Source organism: Paraburkholderia sp. IW21, from assembly GCF_041321145.1.
Lineage (GTDB): Bacteria > Pseudomonadota > Gammaproteobacteria > Burkholderiales > Burkholderiaceae > Paraburkholderia.
Window position 1 is genome coordinate 130665 of the sequence record NZ_JBGGWA010000015.1, and the last position, 10346, is coordinate 141010.

General features: G+C 57.0%; 9 protein-coding genes and 4 pseudogenes. 3 read left to right on the forward strand and 10 right to left on the reverse strand.

Translation table 11 applies throughout. The annotated features are described in order from the left end of the window. Positions 1-121: 121 nt before the first annotated feature. Positions 122-1054, forward strand: coding sequence for a LysR substrate-binding domain-containing protein (locus ACAX43_RS28860; RefSeq protein WP_370711754.1), 933 nt, complete (start codon positions 122-124; stop codon positions 1052-1054). Between the two features lie 213 nt (positions 1055-1267). Here the strand turns inward: ACAX43_RS28860 and ACAX43_RS28865 are convergent. The 7 genes and pseudogenes from ACAX43_RS28865 to ACAX43_RS28895 form a co-directional block, all read right to left on the reverse strand. After that, positions 1268-2198: pseudogene (locus tag ACAX43_RS28865) on the reverse strand (ornithine cyclodeaminase family protein). 141 nt (positions 2199-2339) lie between these two features. After that, positions 2340-3020 (reverse strand): RraA family protein, encoded by a 681-nt coding sequence (locus tag ACAX43_RS28870; RefSeq protein ID WP_370711755.1) that lies wholly within the window; start codon positions 3018-3020, stop codon positions 2340-2342. A 10-nt stretch (positions 3021-3030) separates the two neighbouring features. Then, positions 3031-4065 (reverse strand): C-terminal binding protein, encoded by a 1035-nt coding sequence (locus ACAX43_RS28875; RefSeq protein ID WP_370711756.1) that lies wholly within the window; start codon positions 4063-4065, stop codon positions 3031-3033. A 20-nt stretch (positions 4066-4085) separates the two neighbouring features. Next, positions 4086-4856 carry an amino acid ABC transporter ATP-binding protein gene (locus ACAX43_RS28880; protein ID WP_370711757.1) on the reverse strand — a complete coding sequence of 257 codons (771 nt, stop codon included), beginning with the start codon at positions 4854-4856 and terminating at the stop codon, positions 4086-4088. Continuing rightward, complete coding sequence (locus tag ACAX43_RS28885) at positions 4853-5653, reverse strand: amino acid ABC transporter permease (RefSeq protein WP_370711758.1); 801 nt, start codon at positions 5651-5653, stop codon at positions 4853-4855. Before ACAX43_RS28885 ends, ACAX43_RS28880 begins: the two co-directional genes overlap by 4 nt. Positions 5654-5660: 7 nt before the next feature. Further along, complete coding sequence (locus ACAX43_RS28890; RefSeq protein WP_370711759.1) at positions 5661-6368, reverse strand: amino acid ABC transporter permease; 708 nt, start codon at positions 6366-6368, stop codon at positions 5661-5663. Between the two features lie 38 nt (positions 6369-6406). Next, a complete protein-coding gene (locus ACAX43_RS28895; protein ID WP_370711760.1) occupies positions 6407-7234 on the reverse strand; it encodes a transporter substrate-binding domain-containing protein in 828 nt (275 codons plus the stop codon). Positions 7235-7383: 149 nt separating this feature from the next. Here ACAX43_RS28895 and ACAX43_RS28900 point away from each other — a divergent pair, with 149 nt between their 5' ends. Together ACAX43_RS28900 and ACAX43_RS28905 are read left to right on the forward strand one after the other, a co-directional pair. Continuing rightward, a complete protein-coding gene (locus ACAX43_RS28900) occupies positions 7384-8301 on the forward strand; it encodes a LysR substrate-binding domain-containing protein (RefSeq protein WP_370711761.1) in 918 nt (305 codons plus the stop codon). Between the two features lie 157 nt (positions 8302-8458). Further along, positions 8459-8626 (forward strand): annotated as a pseudogene (locus ACAX43_RS28905) (IS6 family transposase); the annotation flags it as partial. 205 nt (positions 8627-8831) lie between these two features. On the opposite strand, the pseudogene ACAX43_RS28910 reads toward ACAX43_RS28905, so the two are convergent. The 3 genes and pseudogenes from ACAX43_RS28910 to ACAX43_RS28920 form a co-directional block, all read right to left on the reverse strand. After that, positions 8832-9164, reverse strand: a pseudogene (locus ACAX43_RS28910) (ISKra4 family transposase); the annotation flags it as partial. A gap of 226 nt (positions 9165-9390) precedes the next feature. Then, positions 9391-9801 (reverse strand): annotated as a pseudogene (locus tag ACAX43_RS28915) (tryptophan 2,3-dioxygenase family protein); the annotation flags it as partial. Positions 9802-9878: 77 nt separating this feature from the next. Next, positions 9879-10034 (reverse strand): hypothetical protein, encoded by a 156-nt coding sequence (locus tag ACAX43_RS28920; RefSeq protein ID WP_370711762.1) that lies wholly within the window; start codon positions 10032-10034, stop codon positions 9879-9881. Positions 10035-10346: the final 312 nt, after the last annotated feature.

The following is a 10346-nucleotide window of genomic DNA, read 5'->3' on the forward strand; positions in this document are numbered from 1 at the left end:
GGTTTCTCCTTCGGGATGTCCAGAGCGCCTGATGGCCAGGTGGCTGGGTTGAGACTATTTCAACTCAAATCACCATATACTTCAAATGAGTACAAAATGGGGTTTCATTCCTGGAGGTTATGTGTGGCAGATTCGCCAGCTTGAGGCTTTCGCGACCGTGGTGCGCCAAGGCAGCATTACCCGTGCGGCACAGGAACTCAACATTTCGCAACCCGCGGTCAGCAAATTGATCGCGACGCTCGAGTGTCATTGCGGATTCCGTCTGTTTGCGAGGCAAGGCAGCCGGCTCACCATCACACTTGAAGGCGAACTGCTGAATGCCGAAGTCGAGCGCATGCTCGCCGGCACGGAGCAGATCCGGGCGAAAGCTGTGGAGATTCGAGAGAAGAGATTCGGCACCCTGCACGTCGCTGCGTTTCCTTCTCTTGCCAGCCGCGGGCTCGCAACGGTGATGCACGGATTCATCCAACACCATCCGAATGTTCGGCCGTTGTTGACGAGTCGTAGCTCGCAAAACCTGGTTGAATGGGTCGCAGCGGAAAAGAGCGATCTCGGCATTAGCCTCGTTGCTGATGAAAGGCCGGGTGTAGCATTTCACCGGATGATGCAGGTTGCAGCGGTATGCATCATGCCTCCGCGGCATCGATTGGCAAGAGCTCGCGTGGTGACGCCTGATCAGCTGCACACGGAACCCTATGTGGCGCTGAGCACTGGCGACAGAATCCGATACCGACTTGACGAATTTTTTCGTGGATACGAGGCAGGACGAACTATTGTTGCCGAAGTTCAGATGTCGGAAGCCGCGTGCCAGATGGTAGCCGACGGTGCAGGGATATCCATCGTGGAACCATTCCCGACGCTGGGGTTCGGAACCCATGAATTGCTGATCAAGCCAATCAGCCCGACCATCTATTTTGACGTCTGGCTCGTGTACCCGACCTACCGCCCGATGTCGCTAATCGCTAAGGAATTTGCATACTATCTGGAAACCGAATTGCAAACGATCCTCAGCACTCGAAAGTTAAAATTTCAAACGTATCCGCTGGATATATGAGTGGAACTCAGATCAGGAAACTCGATCAATCTGTTTTGCAGAACGCCGCCGAACCGGTTCTTCGGAGCCTCAAGCTTGACCCGCGTCGCTTGAGGTACAGCAGGTCCAATACATTGTGTCTAGCCCGGCGATGGCTCGCACTTCCAGTTTCCGTTTTCAGATCAGAGCATGGCGCGATCGCGCGGATACCTGCGGTCCCGCCTGAGACCGGATTCATGCGTCATACGCGAGCGATGCTGAAGCGAGATCCTCTAATGCCGTGCCAACCGCCTTGAACACGGTGATCTCATCCGCACGCGTGCGGCCGGGATGCACCCCTGTGCACAACTCGTTCAGTCGGGCTTGGACGTCTTCGCGAGAGAAAACCCCTGCTGCTATCGGCGATAGAAGATCACCGGCTTTCACGATGGCCTCATCCGTATCGACGAACACCGAGCTCTTGGCGAAACACGCGTCATCGCTCTCGCGCATCGCCGGCGTGAACCCGCCGATCAGATCCAGATGGACGCCTGGACGCAGCCACTCGCCTTTGATCAAGGGCGCCGTGGACAACGTCGCACACGAGACAATATCAGCCTGTGCCACCGTAGGCGCCAGATCCGTCACGGCCAATGACGCAAATCCCTTGCTTTTCAACGATGCCGACTTCGCAATTGCGCTCTCGGCCCGGATATCCCACACAAGCACGTTGTCGATCGGACGGACGGCGGGGTATGCATCGGGAATGAGCGACCCGACGCGCCCGGTGCCGAGCACCAGCAGCGTGCGCGAGTCCGGTCTGCTCAGATAACGCGCCGCCAGAGCAGAAGCGCAGGCTGTTCTTCGCGAGGTAATCGCATCGCCGTCGAGCATGGCAAGCGGTTTCCCGGTGCCTCGCGTCGAACAGGATGTACGTCGAATGGAGACTTGGCAGCGACTTGAGATGATTGTCCCGATAGATCGAGACGGTCTTGATGCCGAGCCGGCCGCCCGGCTGCCATGCCGGCATGATGAGGACGGTGCCGCCGCCGGTACTATCGCCGTCAATGCGATGCGTATGGCGCAACGGCACTTGACAGCCTTCGGTGAACATAGTTTTGAGCGCTGCAATGACCCGGTCGAAAGGAAGGCGAGCAATAGTCTCTTCGAAATCTAAAATTTTCACGATAAACAGCCTGATAGTCTTGGTGCGGCAGAATCGGCGAGCGATAGATTGCTTGACGGTCGGATGAAAGGTCAGTCAGGCAAGACCCGACCTGTTAAGGGACGAACATGACGAACGTTCGCTGCATCAAGGGGGCGAAGCTCAGCGTGCTCCATCGCCGTGCGATAGCATTTCCGCCGGAGGTATTGAAAACATCTCGCTGATGGTCACGCCCCCGCGAATGCCGTTCATCCATTGCGATTCTTTTATAAGGTGCGCCTGCGCGGCCTTCAGTACGTCCGCAGCGAGCGCAAGCGGAACAATGACCACTCCGTCGTCGTCACCGAGCACAATGTCGCCGGGGCTCACAGGCGCACCCGCCGCCGCGATCGTCGCATCGACGGTTCCGCCAAACCCGTGATGCGGGCCACGCGGCACTACCGAACGGCAGAACATGGGGAAGTTCAGGTGCCGCATGTCAGCCACATCGCGAATAGCGCCGTCGACCACTGCTCCACCGATGCCAAGCTGCACTGCTTCCTCGGCCATCATCCCACCCCACACCGCGATGTCCTCGGCACCGCCCGCGTCGACAACCAGGATTTCGCCGGGACGCGCTGTGCTGATCAGGTTACAAATTGGCCCGCAATCACCCACCATCGTGGCGACCGTGCGCGCTTGGCCGCAGAGACGGGCACCCGGGAAAATTGGCTTGATTGTCGCAGCCATCACCTGAGTGCGATTCATGCAGTCGGACGCGACTGCAGCTGGAATCAACCTCCACTGAGCCAGTACATCAGGCGAGAGTACGGGAAAGCGAGCATCGAATTTTTGATATGCCATGGCAATAGACTCAGTTCTTTAAAGACGGCGCCGTATCGCGCCTGCCCGGATTCACATTGTTTCGCAAGCGTCCCTTGGTCAGATAGTCAACGAGGATCTGCGCCGAGAAGGTGCGCATGTCAACGTAACCGGCTTCTGAATAGAACGCAGCATGCGGCGTCACCACGAGCCGCCCGGCCAGCCATTCCTCGTTCGCTCGCCACGATTCGATCAGTTGCGGTGCTGGCACCGGCGGCTCCTGCGGGAGTACGTCAAGCCCGGCAGCCGCGAGATGCCCTGACATCAGCGCCCGATGGACAGCATCGACATCCACAAGCTTGCCGCGGGCGATATTGATGAAAATGCCGTTGGGCTTCATGGCCTGAAGCTGCGCGTCGCCGAACATGTTGCGAGTCTCGTCGCTAAGCGGGACGTGGAGGCTCACCACGTTGGCTCTGCTGAGCAAGGCCTCCATCGAGTCGACGCGTTCGAAGCCGAGACCGAGCTCGTGCCCCTCGGGCAGGTACGGGTCGAAATAGACGACGTTCATGTCGAACGCAGCGGCACGGCGCGCGATTGCGGTACCGATCCGGCCCATGCCGATGGCAGCGAAGGTCGAGCCGCGCAGTCGACGAACCACTGGCACATCTTCAGCGACGAAGCCACTTTTCAGGTTGGCCTTGAGACGCTTCTCATAGGTACCGATGCCGCGCGCCAGGTATAGCATCATCGCGATCGCATGATCGGCAACCTCGGTCGTGCCATAGTTCGGCACGTTGGATACCGGGATGCCGCGCTCGCGGCACGCTGATGTGTCGACATTGTCAAAACCCACTCCCACCCGCACGATCATGCGGCAGCGTTCCAGCTTCGCGACGACATCAGCCGTGATCTTCATGCGGTGCCACACAAGAATCGCGTCGCAGGTACGCCACACCGCCTCCGGAATCGCTGCGGGATCCGTCTCGTCAAACACTTGATAATCGATCAGAGAACCCGACACTGACCGCTCGACTTCCAGATCGCGCATGTGCGCATCGGGTACCAGAACCTTGAACTGACTCACTCTTTTCTCCTTGTTGGGGATTAAGCAGCGCTGCGTGACAGGACTTTGCCGAGGAAGCTTTGAAGCCTGGGGTCGCGTGGCGAATGAAAAATTTCCGAAGGCACGCCGTGCTCGACAATCGTGCCCTTGTCCGTGAAAAAGACCGTATCCGATACTTCTTCGGCGAAGCGCATTTCGTGCGTGACAAGCACACAGGTCATGCCCTCCCGGCTGAGTTCGCGAATTACGTTCAGCACCTCGCCCACCATTTCGGGGTCGAGCGCCGCAGTCACCTCGTCGAATAGAATGATCGACGGCTGCATCGCCAGCGCGCGGGCGATCGCCACGCGCTGCTGTTGCCCACCCGACAGGTGCGCGGGATAGGCCTTCTCCTTTCCGGTGAGATGCACCTTCGCCAGCAGGTCGAGCGCGCGTCTGTGAACGTCCTCACGCCGATGGCCGAGCACCTGCATCGGTGCCATCATGATGTTCTCGAGCACGGTTCGATGCGGGAAAAAATTGTATTGTTGGAACACCATCGACACCTGATGGCGCAACGGAACCAGGTCCCGGTCGCGCTTGAGCTGTTCAACCGCGAAATTGCCTACGCGAATCGTGCCGCTATCAACCGGAACCAGTCCATTGATGCAGCGAAGCAGCGTGGACTTTCCGGATCCGGAAGGGCCGATAATGCAAGCGGTTTCGCCTTGGCGGATTGACATCGAAACGCCTTTCAAGACATCGGTACCGGCGAACGACTTGTGTACATCGTGTATGTCGATTAGGGTGGGCCTCTTCTGGATGACGGTCATGATTTATCTCGCATTTGACGCTCGAGCCGCCGACTTAGCGTTGCAATCGGAAAACTGAATAAGAAGAACAGCAACAATACATAGAGCTGGATCGCGGTTGCGTATTGCGACCCGTCGCTGCCCGTAATCGTATTTGCTACCGACAACACATCCGCAGTTCCGGTCACCACCGCCAAGCTACTGCCGATGAACAGCATGGCGAACACGGTCATCATGTTGGGCATGATGATCGGAATGGCTTGGGGAACAACCACGTAGCGGAGGATCTGGTTTTTCCCGTATCCGAGTGCACGAGCCGATTCCCACTGGCCACTCGGAATCGCTTCGATCCCGCCGCGCAATACTTCGGCGACGTTAGCCGTGACGGGCAGCGACAAACCGACCACCGCTTTTACGAAAGGCGACAAAGGAATCACAATGCCGAAGGCGGGCACGTAGAACGGGAGCAAGTAGAGCATCGCGTAGAGCGCGATCAACCATGGCGTGTTTCGCAGCACGTTCATCACGAACATGCACAGCGCTCGAGTCACGCGGACATTGGCGAGCATCCCGACGCAGAGTAGCGTTCCGGTGACGAGCGAAACCATCATCCCGACAACGCTCATCAAAATGTTCGCACAAAACCCTCCGCTCAAGCCCTGGAATGTTGATGAACCAGTAAGAATCATGCCGGAGCGTGCCGCCAGTAGCGCCAGCGCGTCGCTGGTCTGGCGTCCGTAGCAGCTCACGAGGACGCACACAAGCAGGACCGGCACGCCGACCACGCCGTAGACGAAGGCTTTGGTTTCCGGTTTCATGGCGTCTTTACACTCCATAGCCGGGAATACGCATGGCCTTGCCTATGCGGCCGGCGACCGTTGACACGAAAGTCGTGAGGACGAGATAAAAGATCCAGACAGCCAGCATGACCTCCAGATTGCGGAAGTTCTCCAACGTGATCTGGGTCGCGTAATACATCACGTCGGCCACCGCCACGAACGCTGCTTGCGAAGACGTCTTCATGAGGCTGACGATGTTGTTGGTCATCGGCACCGTTGACAAGCGCAGCGCCATCGGAAGCTCTACGTGCCGGAAGATCTGCAGGCGCGTGTAGCCAAGACTTTGCGCCGCCGCGATAGTGGGCTGCGGCACCGCGTGCAAGCCGGACCGAATGATCTCGACCGCGATGGCTCCGTTATAAAGGGCGAGTGACAGCACGACGCACGTGAATCCGCTGAACACCGGCACCTGCTGCCCAGTCACGAGGTTTTTCACGGTGAACCCCAGTTCGGACAGAGTGAAATACAGGACAAACAGTTGTACCAACGGTGGCGTATTGCGCAGCAACTCCACCACGATTGTCGTCAGAGTTTCCAACACCCGGATACGAAAGTAGATGAAGGCTGCGCCCAAAATGCCAATCGCAAACATCAATACGATCGCGCATACACACATGGCCACCGTCGTGCCGGCGCCGCGCAGCAGCCAACTCTGATAGGTCGGATCGGCCAGCCAGCTAAAGTCGAGATTCATAGAAATTCCCAGTCGAACGCAGCGCTGCAAGCCGCAAATTACTTACTCTTGGCGGCTGCTTGCTGCTCGGTCACGAACTTGCTCACGCCCATGTTGTAGGACTTCTCGGCGTTCGTGAGCACGCCTACTGCTTCCGCGTCCTTAATAGCCTTGTTGAGCGCAGCGAGGAAAGCGGGTTCGTTCTTGCGTACGCCGCCCGCGATAGCTACGTAATCGAACGTGTCAATTGCGATCTTGTCCTTCTCTTTCCAGCCTTCTTCGGCGACTTTCTGGGTCAGGATCGGACCGTCGAAAGCGATCGATTCGCAGCGGTTATCCTGAAACGCCTTGAACATCTGCGCCGTTCCCGTGAAAAGCGACAGATCCGCGCCAAACTTCTCCTGCAGCGTCCGGTTGTACATGTTGCCCTGCATACCGCAGACCTTCCGGCCCTTCAGATCTTCCCATTTGCTGATGGTGGTGGTTTGAGGCGCGAGCAGCACTACGCCCGCCATCATGTAATACGGGTCGGTAAAGTCGATCACCTTGGCGCGTTCCGGGGTCCTGGCAAGCGTCGCGAAAATTACGTCGATGCGGCCGGCATTGAGCAGCTCGATCCGATTTGATGCGACCACTGGGACAAACTCGACATCGGTCTCTGAGCCGAGCATGTCCTTGGCGACGAACTTCGCCAGATCAACTTCGAGGCCACGTAGTTGCGCCTTCGAATCGAGAAACCCGAACGGGACGTAATCGTTCTTGACGCCGACAATAAGCTTGCCGCGAGCCTTGACCATCTGCAACTGGTCCGCTTGTGCTGTGTTTGATACCAGCGCGCAGCATAGAGCGAACGCCATGAGAATAAACACCGTAATTCGCTTAACCATGAACCGCTCCTGACAAAGTGTGGATTTACGTTCGGCCGGAACTTTGTAACGCGCGTAGTGTTCGGCTCAGACAGATTTTTGAATTGTTGCCCATAATAGTCAAATAGGACAAAATTCACTTCTTATAAGGTGGTCTTATGAGGAGCGATATGAACGTGCGGCAACTTGAGGCCTTTCAGGCTGCAATGACCGCTGGCAGTCTCACCGCGGCAGCGGGGTTGCTTGGCGTATCTCAGCCAGCAATTAGTCAACTGATCGGGCAACTGGAACGCAGTTGTGGCTTCGATCTGTTTACCCGCGCCGGCACCAAGATGCGGCCAACACGGGAAGCTGACGTGCTCTATGCCGAAGTGCAGCGGATGTTCATTGGCGTCGGCAGAGTCGCGAATGTCGCTAAAGCACTACGCGATCAGACTTGGGGTGCGGTAAGCGTCGCGGCGTTTCCTGTGTTTACACGACGCGCCTTGCCTGAAATAGTGACGACCTTCTGTGTTAATCGACCCGATGTGAGGTTCAGCATCGACAGCATGCGGTCGCGCTCGCTGATCGATGCCGTCGCCACCCAACAGATCGACCTCGGATTCAGCATCCTGCCTGGTGATAGACCGGAGGTGGACAGTCAGTATGTCTGCTCGTTGCGGGGCGTTTGCATCTTGCCGATTGGCCACCGGCTGTCGGCAAAGCGGCTCATTCATGCGAAAGACCTCGATGGCGAGAATTTCGTCGCGCTCGGCCCGAATGACCACTCGCGGTTCCTGCTCGACAAGATCTTCGAGGAGGCGAACACCACGCGCCGAATCCAGATTGAGGTGGGCCAATCAGAGACGGCCTGTGCGCTCGTCGCAAATGGTGTCGGCGTGGCAGTGGTGGATCCGATTAGCGTATATAACAACGTCAGTCCGAACTTCGTCGCGCGTGCATTCGAGCCGGTCATGACGTTTGACTTGTGGATCATCAAGTCGAAGACCGCTCGGCCGTTCGCACTTATCGAGACGTTTTCGGAGTTCGCACTCCAGACCATCCTCCGGATGGCGGAGACAGAGATCAATGTGCTGCAAACACGTTGACTCCATCTCTTGCCGTGATGGATTTTGGTGAAAATAGAAAGCCGTCGGTTTGTCGGTCATCTCAACGAGCTTAAAACCCCGTCATCTAAACAGTTCTGGTGCAAATAGGCTTGGCGAATCGGTTAAAGTATTCAGCCTAACGATCTGGTGGTCGGTGATGAGCAAGCGGAAAGGCCTGGAGGCGTTGTTTGATGGGCGACATTTTTATCGAGAGATCATCATTCTCTGCGTACGCTGATACCTTCGCTATAAGCTCAGCCCGCGCGATCTGGTCGAGATGATGGCCGAGCGGGGTTTGTCGCTGGTGCACACCACGATTCTGCGTTAGGTGAAGCGCTTTACGCCGGAGTTCGTCAAGCGCTGGTATAGGAGAGAAGCGTTCCCGGATGAGTTACCTATGGTTGTGGGAACAAATGTTGTCAATGGAAATAATGAGAATGGAACTCTTGTTCGGTAGAAGCCAGCCGTGACATCGAGGGAAGCGATCTGTGTACAAATGGGAGAGCGAACCAATCTGGGGGCTGGGGGCTCTATGCCGCCTCCCTTAGCGCCGCTTGCTCTTCCGTTCTCATTCCGGGAAACCAGCGACCGAAGGTTTTCCGCAGATCGTCGTTCAGGACCTGTACGCGGGTCTGAAGCAGCAGATGCGCGCCGCGCTGGGTCCAGCGCATCTGCTGTTTTTTCACAAAGCGCTTGCTGACCACGTAGTTCACGGTGGATTCGACAAACGCCGTCGAAATCGTCTCGTCGTGCCGGTAACGGTCGCCGTAGTTCGGAACGAACGCCTGATCGGCATCGATATAGCTGTGAAATTCCCGTACCGCCTTCTCCAGTTTCTTCCTGTTCGCTGGTGTTGAAGGAAGCCGTTAAAAAGACTGGGAGACGAGAGCACCGCGGGGTATCGTATCCCTAACGACGGGACCCAGGAGCCACCATGCGATGCACGATCGTTCTTGAGTTCGATAACGGCGACAGGAGTGTGGTAAAGCGGGTTGAGGTCATGCGGTTGCACAGGCCCATCGACGACCAGACGCCCGGAGACGTGGGACGCAAGCCGCGTGTTTTTGTTGCCGAAAATGACTCCACGTGTCGGTACATAAATGAAAATTGACCGGACGCAGTGCCGATGTAATCCCGGAATTGATTGAAACCTTCCGTGATAATCGTCCCCAGGATGTCCCATGATTGCGTGATGTACTGTCCAAATGCTTTAGCCCTGTTAAGTATCCGCATTGCTTCGGCAATAGCATCGCAACGAATTTGCTGCTGGGCGTTGTACAGTTCGAAATGAAGCCCTTTGAATAACAACTCCTTGACCTGACCGATGATGATGAAACACATCTCGTCATAGCCGGGACTGCGAGGATGCTGCAGGGACAGGAGCAGATCTTTCGACTCATAGTCGATGTAAGGGTTGCTCCTGCCGCCGTGTTCAAGCAGGGGTGCGCCCTTAGTTTCCAATACGGTACGCTCACGGCTCTCGCCTGTTGTCATTGCCATAGGACGAACCTGGGCCGCGGGGCCGAGAGCGGGGGCGTCAACAATTTCCGGGATTTGTGGCGGTAAGCAGGCATTTTTTAAACTCCATTCGTCGAGTCGACCAGCGCACTGACGGCTTGATCCAGCACCGTGGTCCGATCACCCAGGTCGAGTGCGAGGTCGAAGTGGTTTCGGTGGTTTACTTCCAGGCGGGAAAACAGGCGGCCCTCACGCTCAAGCAGGTCGGAGAACATCCTGCTTTGCTGTTTGAACTCGGAAGTTTCGAAACCTCCCCAAGCCACAATCGTCCGCGGAAATCCCGCTAGTGAGGACGACATTGGACTTAGGGAAGGTCTGCACAACCCGTTTCCTGCACGTCGCGCGGTTTGCTGCCCGCGTTGTAGTGGCGGCGAAGATGCTGGGACCTCGATCACAGTTTTATTTGTATTGAACTAGACTAAATCTGACAGTGGTCGGTTTCTCGTGCTGATGTGCGCTGGCGCGAAGGGCGTAGCCCGAAGCGACAACGCACGCGGCAAACCGCAAGGAGTCCACCATGACTCAGG

Excerpts from the sequence above, each read along its gene's own strand:
- ACAX43_RS28870 (WP_370711755.1), bottom strand. The coding sequence starts at position 3,020 with ATGGCATATCAAAAATTCGATGCTCGCTTTCCCGTACTCTCGCCTGAT.
- ACAX43_RS28880 (WP_370711757.1), bottom strand. The coding sequence starts at position 4,856 with ATGACCGTCATCCAGAAGAGGCCCACCCTAATCGACATACACGATGTA.
- ACAX43_RS28885 (WP_370711758.1), bottom strand. The coding sequence starts at position 5,653 with ATGAAACCGGAAACCAAAGCCTTCGTCTACGGCGTGGTCGGCGTGCCG.
- ACAX43_RS28890 (WP_370711759.1), bottom strand. The coding sequence starts at position 6,368 with ATGAATCTCGACTTTAGCTGGCTGGCCGATCCGACCTATCAGAGTTGG.
- ACAX43_RS28895 (WP_370711760.1), bottom strand. The coding sequence starts at position 7,234 with ATGGTTAAGCGAATTACGGTGTTTATTCTCATGGCGTTCGCTCTATGC.
- ACAX43_RS28900 (WP_370711761.1), top strand. The coding sequence starts at position 7,384 with ATGAACGTGCGGCAACTTGAGGCCTTTCAGGCTGCAATGACCGCTGGC.
- ACAX43_RS28920 (WP_370711762.1), bottom strand. The coding sequence starts at position 10,034 with ATGTTCTCCGACCTGCTTGAGCGTGAGGGCCGCCTGTTTTCCCGCCTG.